We start from the raw sequence: 13,622 nt of genomic DNA, 5'->3' as shown, positions 1-13,622 counted from the left end.
GATGGCCGCCGATGAACGCGGCGAATTTCTCGCCGAACTCGAACCGGGAGACCGGCAATCGCTGTTCAAGAGGCTGAACGAGGAGGAATGCGAACGCTATGCAAGCTATTGGCCGTTCTGGGCGCGGGCCGAACAGATGCCGCCGCAAGGGGGCTGGCGGCTATGGCTGATCTGCGCCGGACGCGGCTTTGGCAAAACCCGCGCGGGCGCCGAGTGGGTGCGGCAGATTGTCGAGGAGGACGAAAACGCCCGTTTCGCTCTGGTTGCCCGCTCGCTGGGCGAAGCGCGCGCGGTGATGATCGAAGGCGAAAGCGGCATTCTTGCCTGCTGTGACGCCGACGATGCGCCGCTCTTCGAGCCTTCGCTCCGGCGCCTGACCTGGCCCAATGGCGCGCAGGCAACGCTGTATTCGGCTGGCGAGCCCGAAAGTCTACGCGGACCGCAGCACAGCCATGCCTGGTGCGACGAGATTGCGAAATGGGACAATGCCGCAGGACGTGCCGAAGCCGCATGGGACAATCTGCAAATGGGCTTGCGACTGGGCGACCATCCGCAAGTGGTCGCCACCACCACGCCGCGTGCGGTGCCGCTGATGCGGCGGCTGGTCGGCGACGGCAGCGACCCCGATCTCGTCGTGACACGCGGCACCACTTATGACAACGCGGCGCATCTTCCCGCCGAGTTCCTCGGCGCGATGAAGCGGCAATATGGCGATAGCGCGCTCGGGCGGCAGGAGCTGCGAGGCGAGCTGCTCACCGATGTGGAAGGCGCTTTGTGGACGCGCAGCCTGCTGGAGGCGTGCCGTGTGCCTGCCTGTCTGGAGGACACGGCGCGCACCGTCATCGGCGTCGATCCGCCTGCAAGCGCCAAGGGCGATGCCTGCGGGATTATCGTTTGCGCGCTGACAGCGGATGGCGAGGGCCGCGTGCTGCACGATGCCTCGGTCACCTCGCCCTCGCCCGAACAATGGGCGCGCGCGGTGGCGGTGACGGCGCGCGAATGGAAGGCCGACCGGGTGGTCGCCGAAGCCAATCAGGGCGGCGATATGGTCGCCTCCGTGCTACGCGCGGCGGACTGCGTGATGCCGGTGAAACTGGTGCACGCAAGCCGCGGCAAGGTCGCCCGCGCCGAACCGGTCGCCGCACTCTACGAAGCCGGCCGCGTCGCCCATGTCGGAATGCTGCCTGAGTTGGAAGACCAGATGTGCGGAATGCTGACCGGCGGCGGCTACGAAGGCCCCGGCCGCTCGCCCGACCGCGCCGACGCACTGGTATGGGCGCTGACCGAGCTGATGCTCGAGAAGCCGAGGGCGGTGCCTAGGGTTCGGGGGCTATAGCCTGCTCTGAATGCCATTCCGATTGACGGTCTTCGACCACTTGCGTGTAAATCACTTCATCAACGATGATCGCATCATAATACTCACCGAAAATGCCACAGGGGATTTGTCGCCCCGCAAACGAGACACGGAGAACCGTGGCCCTCTCGTCCAAGGTATAGGGCTCAAGCGGGGTGCCTCTCACAATGAGCGAGACCTGACGATCAGGAAATCGCCATGCTTCTTCAGGAGTCAATACACGTCCGGCAGTGAAGTGGTCGAACTCGAAATCGTTCGCCCAAGTCCCTTCAAAACGAGTCTGCTCGACTGGTGGGAGGCATCGCTCCGAATGCGCAACTATGTCGCGATCCGAACTCACGTCGAAACACTCTACGAATTCAGGATCGTCGGGTTGTGGGCACGATGTTGGCGGCTGGTCGCTGCTGCATCCAGCGATCAGGCTTGCAGCGGCAACCAAAGCAATCTCACGCACCGTCACTCTCTTCCCATGGATCGCCAATGGCAACACCCTAACCTCTAAAGAAGTATTGTCACCCCCGCGCAGGCGGGGGTCCAGCTGGATTGTGCTTTGCACGTCTGCGACTCCCCGCCTGCGCGGGAATGACGAGGTGAAAGTCCAGAAACAAAGGAACCCCCATGTCATTCCTCACATCGTTACGCTCCGCCATCAAGGGCGGGGCGCCTTCGCGCGTGCCGCTTGCACGCACATTTTCCGCCCCTTGGGGGATCGCGTATGAGAGCGGCGGCGTCAGGCCGCCGTTTTCGTATCGGGATGCCGTGCAGCGCGCTTACCTCGACAATCCGGTGGCGCAGCGCAGTGTGCGGATTGTGGCCGAGGGGGTGGGCAGCGCGCCGCTCACCGAGGCCGATCCTGCCGCCACCGCGCTCATCCGCGCCAGCAGCGGTGGGCAGTCGCTGCTCGAAACGCTCGCCGCGCATCTGCTGCTGCATGGCAATGCTTTCGTGCAGATCGCCCGCGATGGCGCGGGCCAGCCGGTCGAGCTCTACGCGCTGCGGCCCGAGCGGGTGTCGATCATCCAGGGTGAGGACGGCTGGCCTGCCGCCTATCGCTATCGTCTTGGCGAGCGCACGCTCGAACTGCCGGTGGAAGACGCCGATGGCTGGCCCACCATCATCCACTTGAAGGGCTTTCACCCGACAGACGACCATTACGGCGCGGGGTGCCTATCGGCGGCGGCGCAGGCGGTGGCGATCCACAATGCGGCGGCAGACTGGAACCGCGCGCTGCTCGAAAACGCCGCCCGGCCTTCGGGCGCGCTGACCTATGACAGCGGCGAGACGGGCGGGCTTACCACCGAGCAATATGAGCGGCTGAAGGCGGAGCTGGCGCAGGCCTATCAGGGCGGCGGCAATGCCGGGCGGCCGATGCTGCTTGAAGGCGGGCTGAAATGGCAGAGCCTTGCCTTGTCGCCCGCCGATATGGACTTTGCCGAGCTGAAAGCCGCCGCCGCGCGCGACATTGCGCTCGCTTTCGGGGTGCCGCCGATGTTGCTCGGCCTGCCGGGCGACAACACCTACGCCAATTACCGCGAGGCGAACCGCGCGCTGTGGCGGCTCACCCTGCTGCCGATGGCGGAGAATCTGCTGGGCGCGCTCTCGCAAGGGCTTGCGCCGTGGTTCCCCGGCCTTGCGCTGGCGGTCGATCTCGACCGCGTGACCGCGCTGTCCGAAGACCGCGAACGGCTCTGGAGCCAGGTGAGCGCGGCGGACTTCCTCGATGACGATGAAAAACGCGCATTGCTGGGCCTGCCCGAACGCAAAGCCCCAGCCCGCGCCCAAACGGGAGACAGCCAATGATCCGCGAAGATATGCTCGCCGCCCTGATCGCGCAGGCGCAGGGCAATGGCGCCGACCTCGTCACCCTGCGCGCGATTGTCGAGGAAGCGAGCGAAGTCGGCGCGCGCCGCGCGGTCGAGAAGCTGGGGCTGGGTGATGACAGCGCGCAGCAGGATCTCGACGAGTTGCGCGATCTCTTGGGCGCGTGGCGGACCGCCAAATCCTCCGCGTGGAAAGCGGTGATCGACTGGTGCGTGAAAATCGTCGGCGCGCTGTTGCTGATCGGCATTGCGGTGCGGCTGGGCGTGCCGGAGATTGTGCGGTGACGGCGCTTTACCAACCCACCCTCCGCCAATCCCCCTCCCCGAGGGGAGGGGTTAGGGGTGGGGGCTCGGCGCCGGTTACTGCCGCCGTACAGCCACCCCCAGCCCCTCCCTCAAGGGAGGGGAGTTTAAGGATTGCCGGATACGCCGCGCTGTTTGCCATTCCCGATGGCGCGCGCGACACGATTTTGCCCGGTGCCTTCAGCCGCACACTGGCCGAGCGCAAAGCACCGCTCCCGCTCTATTGGCAGCACCGTCCCGACAGTCGGGCAGGCGCAGAAAGAATTCACCGTCAACGAAGCGCTCGCGCGGCTTGACGGGCTGCTCCATCCGGCTGTTCTGGGCGAGGCCGATACGCCCCCCGCTTCGCCCGCCGACGGCGAGTGCTGGATCGTCGGCACGACTCCGACTGGCGACTGGTTGGGCAAAGCGGGCGCGCTTGCCTGTCGCCAGGCGGGCAATTGGCTGTTTGTCTCTCCGCAAGACGGAATGCGCGTGTTCGACGCCTCGCTTTCGGCTTTCCGCTGCTTCGCAGCGGGTTGGTCACTGCCCGATAGCATCACCGCACCCACGGGCGGCGCGGTAGAGGACAGCGAAGCGCGCGCTGCCATCACTGGCCTGATCGCCGCGCTTGTGGAAGCGCGCATTCTCTCCGCGACATAGGGAACCGGGCGCGGCATAGAGGGGTTATACCAGCAAACCACCACGCCAAAGGAAACCCTCATGCTTCGTCATTCCGTCCTGCTCGCTTCCCCGATTGCCCTTGTCGCGCTGGCAGGCTGCCAGACGGTGTATGAGGAAGCCGCAAGCGAGATCGCCACGGCGCAAATCCGTGACCGGAGCGGCGCGAATGTCGGCACCGCGCGGCTCTATTCCTTGGGCGGCGAAGTAACTGTCGGCGTCAGCTTCTCCGGCCTGCCCGCAGGGACGAAGGCGGTGCATCTGCACACCGCAGGCGATTGCAGCGCGGCAGATTTTACCTCGGCTGGCGGGCATCTGAACCCCGGCGGGCACGAACACGGCACGGCCAACCCACGCGGCGCGCATCTGGGCGATTTGCCCAATGTCACCATCGCCGCCGATGGCTCGGGCACGATGAGCACGGTGCTACGCGGCACGCTGGAGGGCATTTCCGACGACATTTTTGACGCCGATGGCACCGCGATTGTGGTGCATGAAGGGCCGGACGATTATCGCAGCGATCCCGCCGGTGCTGCGGGCAGCCGCATCGCCTGCGGTGTTGTGACCGCCAGCTAGGCGGGTTCCGCAGCGTAGGGCGTCGTATCGACCAGCCCTGCTTCGGCAAAACCCTTGCGCCGCAAGCGGCAGCTGTCGCATTCGCCGCAGGCAATGCCCGCAGGCGTCGGATCGTAGCATGACCAGCTCCACGCCGGATCGAGCCCCAGCCGGTGGCATTCGCGCGCAATATCCGCCTTGGTCATATGCTGGAGCGGGGCGTGGATCGTGAAGGGCCGACCCTCCACCCCTTGCTTGGTGCCGAGCCGCGCGGTCTCGGCGAAGCTGGCGATGAATTCGGGACGGCAATCGGGATAGCCCGAATAATCGAGCGCGTTGACGCCGATGAACAGGTCGCTCGCCCCCGAACTTTCGGCAAACGCCGTGGTGAGCGCCAAAAACAGCAGGTTGCGTGCTGGGACATAGGTGACCGGAATATCCTCACCGACACCCGTTTTGGGCACGGCAATATCATCGGTCAGCGCCGAGCCGCCAAACTGCCGCAAATCGAGCGGCATGGTGACGTGCCGCTCCACCCCCAGTTTCTCGGCAATCACTTTCGCCGATTGCAATTCACGCACATGGCGCTGGCCGTAATCGATGGTGATCGCGTGCAGGGCAAACCCTTGCTCGCGGGCAATGGCCGCGCTCACCATGGAATCGAGCCCGCCTGACAGCAGGATGACGGCAATTTTGTGCGAATCGGTCATGCACCGCGCGCTAGGACGCTTGGGCGCTGGCGACAAGGTTCAAACCGGCGCTGCTTAGCACGTAGCGGAAGTGCGCCGCGCCTCGCCCACCGTCGAGAAGGGCCTGCCGCCGACAATGCCCTGCGAATCTATTTGCACCAGGCTGTTGCCTTCGCGGCGAATGGTCGTGCGGCCATAGCCATTGCCGCGGCAAGTATACTGCACGGTCACTTCATCCGCCCCGTCGCGCACGATGAATTGCTCGCAGTCTGGCTGGCGGTGACGGATCTGGATCAGCTCACGGCCGGTTCGCAGACAAATCCGCTGGCCCGGCTCACCCGAGCGGAAAGTCAGCGTCCAGCTGCCCCGATCGAGATTGTCGAGCATCTCCAGCTCGGGAGCCTGCGCAGCGGCGGGCGCGACGGCATAGGCCGCTGCGATCGCCGCCATGCCCAGCTTGATCATGCCCGTTCCACGCATTGTCATGTTTCCAATATTCATGCTCACCCTATAAAACGCACAAGATGAACGACGAGTTGCACTTTTTGAGCGGCCAGCCGTTGGAGCTCGTCAATCCTGAATGGCAAACTGCTTCGAGCAGAACGCGCAATCAACCAGAATGAGACCGTCTTCATTAGCCATGTCGCGCCGTTCCTCCTTGGGGAAACGCGACAGCACGGACTCGTAATAGGCGGCCGTGCAGCGGCAGCCCTTGGTCAGATTTTCGCCCGGAAGGATGCGCACTTCGCGCTCTTCATGGTACAGTCGCCAGACGAGTTCTTCCAACGACAGCAGCGTATCCGCCAATTCCTCATGGCGGAGGCTCTCGGCCATGAGAGATACGTGTTCCCATTCGGGCAGGTCGTGCCGGACATGGAGCCGCTCGCGCCCTTCCTCGCCATCGGGCAAATGTTGCACCAGCAGGCCTGCCGCCAAACAGCCGTCAGGACCGGAGCTGATTGCGGTGCGGATCCGGGTGGGCACCTGCTCGCTCTTGGCGAAATAATTCTCCACCGCGCCCGCCAGCGAGTCCCCTTCGAGCGGCACGATCCCCTGGTACCGCTTGCCATTGCGCGCGATTTCGAAAGTGATCGCAAGATGTCCTTCGCCAAACAGCGTTTGCAGCGAGGCGCTGGTGCCGACATCGGCGGTCATCTGCGGATCGTGCTGGATATAGCCGCGCAGCTGCCCGGCGCGATAATCGCAGACGAGCAGATTGGCCACGCCGCCCTTGCTCTGTGCCTGCAGCGTCAGCTGGTCACCGTGATCCTTCAGCAGCCCCCCCATCAGCGCGGTCAGCACCAGCGCCTCGGCCAGACAATGGGTCAGCGCGGGCGGGTAGTCATGCGCGCCAAGGATTTCCTCCAACACCGGCCCCAGCCGCACCACGCGCCCGCGGCAGTCACGCTCGGGCAGGGTGAAACCGAGCAATTTGTCGGAGAAAGTCTGGGTCTGGATCGTGCTCATGCGGGCAATATGGGGGGCGAGGAAGCTATTGTAAGCCGCTTTAGCCGATCAGGCCAAAGCACCACAGCAGCACCGACTTCTGCGCATGGATGCGGTTCTCTGCCTCGTCGAACACGACCGATTGCGGCCCTTCGAACACCTCCTCGCTCACCTCGTCACCGACATGGGCAGGCAGGCAATGGAGGAAAATCGCATCGGGCTTCGCCTGCGCCATCAGCGCCGCATCGACGCGGTAGGGCTGCATCGCGGCGAGCTTTTCGGCGCTGTCCGCCTGCCCCATGCTGACCCAGGTATCGGTGACAAGCACATCGGCGCCTGCTGCGGCAGCGCGCGCATCCTGCGTCAGCGTGACCGTGGAACCGGCGGCACGCGCCAGCTCCACAAATTCCGCTTCCGGCTCATACCCTGTGGGGGTTGCCACGCGCACGTTGAATTTCATCAACGCGGCGGCCTCGAGGATCGAATGCAGCACATTGTTGCCATCACCGAACCACGCAACTTCGAGTCCCGGTAGCGGTTTCCTGTGCTCGATCATGGTGAGCAGGTCAGCAACGATCTGGCAGGGATGCGACCGGTCGGTCAGCCCGTTGATGACAGGCACGCTGGCGTAGCGCGCCATTTCCTCGATCTTCGCATGATCGTCGGTGCGCACCATGATGGCATCGGCCATCCGGCTGAGCACGCGCGCGGTATCGGCGACGCTTTCCCCGCGCCCCAATTGCGTCGTCCCCGCGTCGAGGACAATCGCACTTCCCCCCAATTGCCGCATTGCGATATCGAAACTCACCCGCGTGCGGGTCGAGCTTTTCTCGAACACCATCGCCAACACGCGCCCGTCGAGCGGTTTGTCCGCATCCGGCTTGCCCTTGGGCCAGCTGGCGCGCGAAGCCTTGCGCGTGATCGCATCGTCGATCATCGCAGCAATGGCATTTCCGCCCGCATCGGACAGGTCGAGGAAGTGGCGCAGCGCCATTATGCGGCCTCGGCAGGCTCGAACGAGGCGGCACCGGCAGAAAGCTTCTCCAGAAACTCGTCCATCTCTGCATCGCCGATCACCAGCGGCGGCAAAATGCGCAGGGTCGAATCACCTGCCGCCACCGTCAGCAGCTGGTGATGATCGCGCAGATGCACCATGAAGGGCCGCGGTTCGATCTTCATCTTGAGGCCGAGCATCAATCCCATGCCGCGCACGCTTTCGAACAGGTCGGGGTAATTACCGATAAACTGTTCCAACCGCGCCCGCAGGCGTTCGCCCTTGGCTCGCACTTCGCCGAGGAATTCCTCATTGGCGACCGCATCCATCACCGCCATGCTCGCGGCCATAGCGAGCGGGTTGCCGCCATAGGTGGAGCCGTGCGTCCCGAACACCATCCCGCGTGCTGCCTTTTCGGTGGCAAGGCAGGCACCCATCGGGAAGCCGCCGCCCAGCCCCTTGGCGCTGGCAACGATATCGGGGGTGATGCCATACTGCTCGTAAGCGTATAGCGTGCCGGTGCGCGCGACGCCGCATTGCACTTCATCGAGCACCAGCATCAGATCATGTTCGTCCGCCAGCTGCCGCAGGCCGGTCATGAATTCTTGGCTGGCCGGACGGATACCGCCTTCGCCCTGCACCGGCTCGACCAGAAAGCCTGCGGTGTGCGGCCCGATCGCTGCCTTCGCGCCTTCCAGATCGTCGAAATCTACATAGCGGAAGCCGGGCAGCAAGGGGCTGAAGCCCTTGTGCATCTTTTCCTGATTTGACGCGCTGATCGTCGCCATGGTGCGACCATGGAAGGCGTTCTTGAAGGTGATGAGCTCGTACCGCTCTTCATTGCCCTCATGCTGGTGATAGGCGCGCGCGGCCTTGATCGCGCATTCCACCGCTTCTGCGCCCGAATTGGTGAAGAACACCGTGTCGGCGAAAGTCGTGTCGACCAGCTTCTGCGCCAGTTCTTCGCCCTGCGGACTGCCATAAAGGTTGGAGACGTGCATAAGCGTTTCCGCCTGCCGTTGGATCGCCCCGATCAGCCCCTTGTGGCTGTGGCCGAGCAGGTTCACCGCGATCCCGCTGGCAAAGTCGAGATAGCGGGTGCCGTCCTCGTCGATCAGGTGGCAATGCTCACCGCGCACCGGGCGCACGCCGCAACGGGGGTAGACGGGCATTAGCGGAGTAATCGTCATCGGGAAAACGTCCTTCAAAACGCGAAAAAGAGAACGGCGGCCGGGCCTTGCTGGTCCGACCGCCTGTTCTTTGCGTCTTTAGGACGAGGCAGGCAGCCGGTCAAACCTCACCGCCTGAATTTTGCTGCGGGTTCAGCCCTGAACCGGCACCAGATTGACGGCAGAATATTTGCCGCGTCGATCGACTTCGAGATCGAACTCGAAACGGTCGCCCTCCTCAATGCCTTGGATGCCCGAACGCTCCACCGCGCTGATATGCACGAAGGCATCTTCCTTGCCATCATCGCGGGTGATGAAGCCGAAGCCCTTCATCGCATTGAAGAACTTGACCGTGCCAACAGCCTTCTCGCCGGTCAATTCACGCTGCGGTGCGGCCTTTGCGGGAGCGGCGATAACATCGCCGACAACCTGCAGATCAGCAGCCGACACTTTGCCGCCACGATCCACCAGATTGAACTGCAGCTCTTGCCCTTCAGCAAGGCCATCGAGCCCGGCGCGTTCCACTTGGCTGATGTGCACGAACACATCATCACCGCCCTCGTCGAGCTGGATGAAGCCGAAGCCTTTCTGGGCGTTGAAGAATTTGACCTTGCCCGACCCGGTGCCGACAACTTGGGCGGGCATGCCGCCACCGCCACCACCAGCGCCGCCGCGCGGGCCACCGCTGCCGCCGCCACGGAAACCACCGCCGCCGCGCGGGCCGCCACCGCCACCGCCACCGCCGCGGAAGCCGCCGCCGCCGCGATCGTCATTGAAGCGGTCACCGCCGCCACCGAAGCCGCCACCGCCGCCTCCGAAGCGGTCATTCCCACCGTCGCGCCAGCCGCCGCGTTCCATCGGCGGCGGTCCGCCGTCCATGAACGGATCGAAGTTGTCTTCGCCGAAACCATCCCGCTTGTCTCGACCCCTGCCGCGACGTCCTTTGTCGTAACCCATGTAAACCAGAAACCTTGTCTTCGCGCCCTGCAATATCTTGGCCGGAGCTGCGGACGAACTCATCACCGGCCGGGGATACAAGACAATTCCCGCATCTCCGTCGCTGGTCTATAGCTGTAAATTGGTCGCGACGCGAACAATTTAAGATTGCAGCAAAATGACAGTTGTGATTCAGCAACGCCCTTGCATCGGGCCGGTCGAACCGCCACGTCGCAACGGGCAATTCTTGAACAGGCGGGGAGCAATGAGGTGAGCGATTTTCGCAGGCTTTCGGATACGGTGTGGGCAAGCCCGCAGATCAGCACCAGCGATATCGCCGAGGCGGCGGCGCAAGGATTCACGCTGGTCATCAATAACCGGCCCGACGACGAAGAAGCCAACCAGCCCGATGGTGCCTGCATCGAAGAGGCTGCGCGCGATGCCGGTATGAGTTACGTCACAATCCCTATCGATCATACAGGCATTTCGGACGAAAAGATCGCGGCGATGGCGGATGCGCTGGCTGGCCTCGAAGCGGGCGATAGGGCGCTCGCCTATTGCCGGTCGGGCACACGCTCAACCTTCCTCTGGTCTTTGGCGCAGGCTTCAACGGGTGCCGATCCCGATGCGCTGATCGAGGCAGCGGCGGGCGCGGGATACAATACGGCGAGTATGCGGACCGCCATGCAGATGCTGGCGGAAAAGGCGCGCGGTTAGGTAACGCCGCGCATGAATGCAGAGCTTTTGCAATTTGGCGGCAGCCTGCTGGCGATCACGCTTTTGGTGCTGCTGGCGCATTGGCTCGGCTTTTCGCGCGGCGCACAGCTCAATAGCGAGGACGAAGCACGCGAGCTCCTGGCGCTGGCCCCCGGCGGATTTGCGGCGACCGAAATCGCGCTCGCTGCTGACGGAGCAGGCGCAATTGCGCAGGACGGTGCTGGCCGGCTCGCCGTTTTGAAGCCGCATGGCGGCCGCTTTGTCGCGCAACACCTTCCCCCTGACATTTTGATCGAGGCGCAAGGCGAGACGCTGAGCGTGCACACCAGCCCGCCGCTCACCTTGCCGATGGGCGCTCTCGCTCAGCAATGGGCGCGCGCCGCATCTGCTGATAGATAGCGCCCATGCCGTTCGATCCCGTTGCCTTTGCGATTCCCGTTTTCATAGTGCTCGTCATCGCGGAGATGCTGTGGGCGCGGCGGCGCAATCCGGCAGCTTACGAATCGCGCGACACCGCGACCTCGCTCGCCATCGGATTGGGAAGCACGGTTGCTGGAGCGCTGACGGGCGGCGCAGTTGTCGCCATGCTGGTCTGGGCGCATTCGGTGAGTCCGCTCAGCATCGGCTGGGTTTGGTGGGCGTGGCCGCTCTGCTTCGTGCTCGACGATCTCGCCTATTACGCCTTCCACCGCAGCGCCCATCGCGTCCGCTGGTTCTGGGCTAGCCATGTGAACCACCATTCGAGCCAGCACTACAATCTCTCGACAGCACTCCGGCAAAGCTGGACGGGCTTCTTCGCGATCACCTTCGTCTTCCGCCTGCCCTTGGCATTTGCCGGTTTCGAGCCGGGAATGATCCTCGTCTGCGGCGGTTTCAACCTCATTTACCAGTTCTGGATCCACACCGAGCGCATCAAGCGGATGCCGCGCTGGTTCGAAGCGGTGATGAATACGCCGAGCCACCACCGTGTGCATCACGCCGTGAACCCGCGCTATCTCGACAGGAATTATGCGGGCACTTTCATCATCTGGGACAAGATGTTTGGCACGTTCGTGGGCGAGGATGATGCAGACCCGATCCGCTACGGGATTGTCAGCCAGCTCGGCACGTTCAATCCGCTGAAGGCGGTGTTCCACGAATGGGCGGCGCTAATCAAAGACCTGTGGCGCGCGCCTTGGCGGCACAAGCTAGGCTATCTGATCCGCGAGCCCGGCTGGACGCATGATGGCAGCCGCGAAACCTCCGACATGATCCGCGCCCGCTGGGAACGCGAGCGAAGCAAAGGCTAGCTGCCCGAGCCGGGGCCGAACATGATCTCGACCCGGCGGTTCTGCGCTTCGCGCACCCCGTCGGCGGTCGGCACCCGCGAACGGGTTTCGCCAAAGGCTTCGGCGGTCAGCATATTCCCGGGCACTCCACGATCCGCCAGATAGGCCCGTACCGCAGCATTCCGGCGCTGCGATAGGGTGACATTGTAGCCCTGCGGCCCGGAACGGTCGGCATGGCCAGCGAGCATCACTGATACATTGTCGCAGTCGCCATAGGCGCGGGCAACCGAATCGAGCACCTGTGCGGCATCGGCTGTAATCGCGGCCTGATCCCAGTCGAAATAGACAATGTACGGGCCGCGCTCGCATGGGGGCGGAGGTGGAACCACCGGGTTCGGCAAAGGATTGCGGACTGGCTGAGGTCGCTCCACGGTCGCAACCGGTGGCGCGCTCGGCTGGATCACCGGAACTTCGCGGCCGCCGCCAAACCGCACCATCAGCCCCAACGAAAGGCTGTGCGTCGCCAGTTCGAATTGCGTATCGCGCCCCAGACTGTCATCGACTTCAAATTCCAGCGTGCTGAAATAGCGGTAGCGCAGACCAAGATCGGCGCGGTCACTTATGGGCAGACGCGCTTCGGCAAGCGCCTGCCAAGCCCATTCGCTGTCGCTCGCATCCAGATGCGCGATGGTGCTTCCTGCCAGCGCCGTATCTGCCTGCATCCAGCTCCGGCCGACGCCGCCGCCTAGGGCGAAGCGCAGGCCATCCTCCTCGCCAAATTCTGCCAGCGTGTTGGCCATCAGCGATGCGAGCGAAAAATCCCCGTCATAGGCCACGCGACCGTTGAAAAGTGCCTCACCACCTTCAGGCAGACCCTGAGTTGCCACGCTGATCTCTTCTGCGCCGAAGCTCTGGTACGAGCCTTCAATCTCGGTGCGCAGCCAGTCCCAGCGGTAGCCCGCACGAACGGAAGCACCCCAGCCGGTAGTCCCACTGGTCGTGGCATCTTCGCGGACGCCGGCAATATCGCTGCTGAACTCCACCGGCAGCACCGCGCCGGCATCTGCTGCCAGGTAGGGGCCGCTGTCCTGAGCCGCAGCCGGGACCGCCAGCGCGATCAGTGCCATTCCCGCTAAACGTTCCGCAATCACCCGCATCGCACCCCCCCGCCCATGCCTTTGGACAATTCTACGCGTGTCACGCGCCGCGCGCAATCGCGGTTGAACGGCTCCCTACAGCGCGAGCTCGCCGCTTTCGCCGGTGCGAATGCGGGTCACGCCAGCCAGTTCGAGAACGAAGATTTTTCCGTCGCCGATCTGGCCGTTGTTCGCCGCATTGCGGATGGTTTCGACAATCTGCGGGGCAAGCGCATCATCGCAGGCGATTTCCAGCCGCACCTTTGGCAGCATATTCACCGCATATTCGGCGCCGCGATAGATTTCGGTCTGGCCTTTCTGGCGCCCGAACCCCTTTGCCTCGCACACGGTCATGCCGGCAACGCCAATTCCCGCAAGCGCTTCGCGCACATCTTCCAGCCGGTGCGGCTTGATAACGGCAATGACGAGTTTCATGACGCAGCCCCCTGTTTCCAGAAAATTTCGACCAGCTTGTGCGGCGCAGACGCGCGGCTGGCAAGGGTCCTCTCACCAAGCGGGCACAAAAAAGGGGCCGGAGCGGGTGGCTCCGGCCCTTGGCAGTTTCAACGTTCGCA

General features: G+C 63.9%; 18 protein-coding genes. 9 read left to right on the top strand and 9 right to left on the bottom strand.

Annotated elements, in window-relative coordinates:
* Position 1: 1 nt before the first annotated feature.
* Positions 2 to 1,336 carry a DNA-packaging protein gene (locus tag ACS0VV_RS00255; RefSeq protein ID WP_483533466.1) on the top strand — a complete coding sequence of 445 codons (1,335 nt, stop codon included), beginning with the start codon at positions 2 to 4 and terminating at the stop codon, positions 1,334 to 1,336.
* Here ACS0VV_RS00255 and ACS0VV_RS00250 read toward each other — a convergent pair.
* The gene (locus ACS0VV_RS00250) at positions 1,317 to 1,910 is read right to left on the bottom strand and encodes a hypothetical protein (RefSeq protein WP_483530746.1); all 594 of its coding nucleotides are present in this window, start codon (positions 1,908 to 1,910) and stop codon (positions 1,317 to 1,319) included. The two genes, ACS0VV_RS00255 and ACS0VV_RS00250, sit on opposite strands and share 20 nt — an antisense overlap.
* Before the next feature lie 62 nt (positions 1,911 to 1,972).
* On the opposite strand from ACS0VV_RS00250, the gene ACS0VV_RS00245 reads away from it, so the two are divergent.
* From ACS0VV_RS00245 to ACS0VV_RS00225, 5 genes are read left to right on the top strand one after another with little or no spacing between them, the layout of a single operon-like run.
* Positions 1,973 to 3,154, top strand: coding sequence for a phage portal protein (locus ACS0VV_RS00245; RefSeq protein ID WP_483530745.1), 1,182 nt, complete (start codon positions 1,973 to 1,975; stop codon positions 3,152 to 3,154).
* On the top strand, positions 3,151 to 3,459 hold the full coding sequence (locus ACS0VV_RS00240) for a DUF6127 family protein (protein ID WP_483530744.1): 309 nt from the start codon (positions 3,151 to 3,153) through the stop codon (positions 3,457 to 3,459). Before ACS0VV_RS00245 ends, ACS0VV_RS00240 begins: the two co-directional genes overlap by 4 nt.
* Positions 3,363 to 3,773 carry an HK97 family phage prohead protease gene (locus ACS0VV_RS00235; RefSeq protein ID WP_483530743.1) on the top strand — a complete coding sequence of 137 codons (411 nt, stop codon included), beginning with the start codon at positions 3,363 to 3,365 and terminating at the stop codon, positions 3,771 to 3,773. Before ACS0VV_RS00240 ends, ACS0VV_RS00235 begins: the two co-directional genes overlap by 97 nt.
* Positions 3,700 to 4,119 (top strand): DUF2793 domain-containing protein, encoded by a 420-nt coding sequence (locus ACS0VV_RS00230; protein WP_483533465.1) that lies wholly within the window; start codon positions 3,700 to 3,702, stop codon positions 4,117 to 4,119. Before ACS0VV_RS00235 ends, ACS0VV_RS00230 begins: the two co-directional genes overlap by 74 nt.
* A gap of 60 nt (positions 4,120 to 4,179) precedes the next feature.
* On the top strand, positions 4,180 to 4,713 hold the full coding sequence (locus tag ACS0VV_RS00225; RefSeq protein ID WP_483530742.1) for a superoxide dismutase family protein: 534 nt from the start codon (positions 4,180 to 4,182) through the stop codon (positions 4,711 to 4,713).
* On the opposite strand, the gene queC is transcribed toward ACS0VV_RS00225, so the two are convergent.
* The 6 genes from queC to ACS0VV_RS00195 all read right to left on the bottom strand — a co-directional run bounded on the left by queC (position 4,710) and on the right by ACS0VV_RS00195 (position 9,947).
* On the bottom strand, positions 4,710 to 5,402 hold the full coding sequence (gene queC / locus ACS0VV_RS00220) for a 7-cyano-7-deazaguanine synthase QueC (protein ID WP_483530741.1): 693 nt from the start codon (positions 5,400 to 5,402) through the stop codon (positions 4,710 to 4,712). The two genes, ACS0VV_RS00225 and queC, sit on opposite strands and share 4 nt — an antisense overlap.
* Before the next feature lie 54 nt (positions 5,403 to 5,456).
* On the bottom strand, positions 5,457 to 5,867 hold the full coding sequence (locus tag ACS0VV_RS00215; protein WP_483530740.1) for a hypothetical protein: 411 nt from the start codon (positions 5,865 to 5,867) through the stop codon (positions 5,457 to 5,459).
* A gap of 84 nt (positions 5,868 to 5,951) precedes the next feature.
* Complete coding sequence (gene hslO / locus ACS0VV_RS00210; RefSeq protein ID WP_483530739.1) at positions 5,952 to 6,848, bottom strand: Hsp33 family molecular chaperone HslO; 897 nt, start codon at positions 6,846 to 6,848, stop codon at positions 5,952 to 5,954.
* A 40-nt stretch (positions 6,849 to 6,888) separates the two neighbouring features.
* Positions 6,889 to 7,821: an ornithine carbamoyltransferase gene (gene argF / locus ACS0VV_RS00205; protein WP_483530738.1), complete on the bottom strand. Its 933-nt coding sequence runs from the start codon at positions 7,819 to 7,821 to the stop codon at positions 6,889 to 6,891.
* Positions 7,821 to 9,011, bottom strand: a complete 1,191-nt coding sequence (locus tag ACS0VV_RS00200) for an acetylornithine transaminase (protein ID WP_483530737.1) — start codon at positions 9,009 to 9,011, stop codon at positions 7,821 to 7,823. Before ACS0VV_RS00200 ends, argF begins: the two co-directional genes overlap by 1 nt.
* A 132-nt stretch (positions 9,012 to 9,143) precedes the next feature.
* Positions 9,144 to 9,947 (bottom strand): cold-shock protein, encoded by an 804-nt coding sequence (locus ACS0VV_RS00195; RefSeq protein WP_483530736.1) that lies wholly within the window; start codon positions 9,945 to 9,947, stop codon positions 9,144 to 9,146.
* Positions 9,948 to 10,196: 249 nt separating this feature from the next.
* On the opposite strand from ACS0VV_RS00195, the gene ACS0VV_RS00190 reads away from it, so the two are divergent.
* From ACS0VV_RS00190 to ACS0VV_RS00180, 3 genes are read left to right on the top strand one after another with little or no spacing between them, the layout of a single operon-like run.
* Entirely contained in the window at positions 10,197 to 10,643 is a 447-nt protein-coding gene (locus tag ACS0VV_RS00190) for a protein tyrosine phosphatase family protein (protein ID WP_483530735.1), read from the top strand.
* Between the two features lie 12 nt (positions 10,644 to 10,655).
* Positions 10,656 to 11,042 (top strand): hypothetical protein, encoded by a 387-nt coding sequence (locus tag ACS0VV_RS00185; protein WP_483530734.1) that lies wholly within the window; start codon positions 10,656 to 10,658, stop codon positions 11,040 to 11,042.
* A 5-nt stretch (positions 11,043 to 11,047) separates the two neighbouring features.
* Positions 11,048 to 11,932: a sterol desaturase family protein gene (locus tag ACS0VV_RS00180; RefSeq protein WP_483530733.1), complete on the top strand. Its 885-nt coding sequence runs from the start codon at positions 11,048 to 11,050 to the stop codon at positions 11,930 to 11,932.
* Here the strand turns inward: ACS0VV_RS00180 and ACS0VV_RS00175 are convergent.
* Both ACS0VV_RS00175 and ACS0VV_RS00170 read right to left on the bottom strand, forming a co-directional pair.
* On the bottom strand, positions 11,929 to 13,038 hold the full coding sequence (locus ACS0VV_RS00175) for an OmpA family protein (RefSeq protein WP_483530732.1): 1,110 nt from the start codon (positions 13,036 to 13,038) through the stop codon (positions 11,929 to 11,931). The two genes, ACS0VV_RS00180 and ACS0VV_RS00175, sit on opposite strands and share 4 nt — an antisense overlap.
* A 105-nt stretch (positions 13,039 to 13,143) precedes the next feature.
* Positions 13,144 to 13,482 carry a P-II family nitrogen regulator gene (locus tag ACS0VV_RS00170; protein WP_483530731.1) on the bottom strand — a complete coding sequence of 113 codons (339 nt, stop codon included), beginning with the start codon at positions 13,480 to 13,482 and terminating at the stop codon, positions 13,144 to 13,146.
* Positions 13,483 to 13,622 lie beyond the last annotated feature (140 nt).

The sequence above is a fragment of the Aurantiacibacter sp. KMU-128 genome, assembly GCF_056933515.1.
The sequence above is the reverse complement of the archived record's forward strand: the minus strand, read 5'-3'. Positions and strand labels throughout refer to the sequence as shown.

Bases quoted from the DNA above. Each gene is read 5' to 3' on its own strand.
- ACS0VV_RS00255 (WP_483533466.1), top strand. From the start codon at position 2: ATGGCCGCCGATGAACGCGGCGAATTTCTCGCCGAACTCGAACCGGGA.
- ACS0VV_RS00245 (WP_483530745.1), top strand. From the start codon at position 1,973: ATGTCATTCCTCACATCGTTACGCTCCGCCATCAAGGGCGGGGCGCCT.
- ACS0VV_RS00240 (WP_483530744.1), top strand. From the start codon at position 3,151: ATGATCCGCGAAGATATGCTCGCCGCCCTGATCGCGCAGGCGCAGGGC.
- ACS0VV_RS00225 (WP_483530742.1), top strand. From the start codon at position 4,180: ATGCTTCGTCATTCCGTCCTGCTCGCTTCCCCGATTGCCCTTGTCGCG.
- queC (WP_483530741.1), bottom strand. From the start codon at position 5,402: ATGACCGATTCGCACAAAATTGCCGTCATCCTGCTGTCAGGCGGGCTC.
- ACS0VV_RS00215 (WP_483530740.1), bottom strand. From the start codon at position 5,867: ATGACAATGCGTGGAACGGGCATGATCAAGCTGGGCATGGCGGCGATC.
- hslO (WP_483530739.1), bottom strand. From the start codon at position 6,848: ATGAGCACGATCCAGACCCAGACTTTCTCCGACAAATTGCTCGGTTTC.
- argF (WP_483530738.1), bottom strand. From the start codon at position 7,821: ATGGCGCTGCGCCACTTCCTCGACCTGTCCGATGCGGGCGGAAATGCC.
- ACS0VV_RS00200 (WP_483530737.1), bottom strand. From the start codon at position 9,011: ATGACGATTACTCCGCTAATGCCCGTCTACCCCCGTTGCGGCGTGCGC.
- ACS0VV_RS00195 (WP_483530736.1), bottom strand. From the start codon at position 9,947: ATGGGTTACGACAAAGGACGTCGCGGCAGGGGTCGAGACAAGCGGGAT.
- ACS0VV_RS00185 (WP_483530734.1), top strand. From the start codon at position 10,656: ATGAATGCAGAGCTTTTGCAATTTGGCGGCAGCCTGCTGGCGATCACG.
- ACS0VV_RS00180 (WP_483530733.1), top strand. From the start codon at position 11,048: ATGCCGTTCGATCCCGTTGCCTTTGCGATTCCCGTTTTCATAGTGCTC.
- ACS0VV_RS00175 (WP_483530732.1), bottom strand. From the start codon at position 13,038: ATGGCACTGATCGCGCTGGCGGTCCCGGCTGCGGCTCAGGACAGCGGC.
- ACS0VV_RS00170 (WP_483530731.1), bottom strand. From the start codon at position 13,482: ATGAAACTCGTCATTGCCGTTATCAAGCCGCACCGGCTGGAAGATGTG.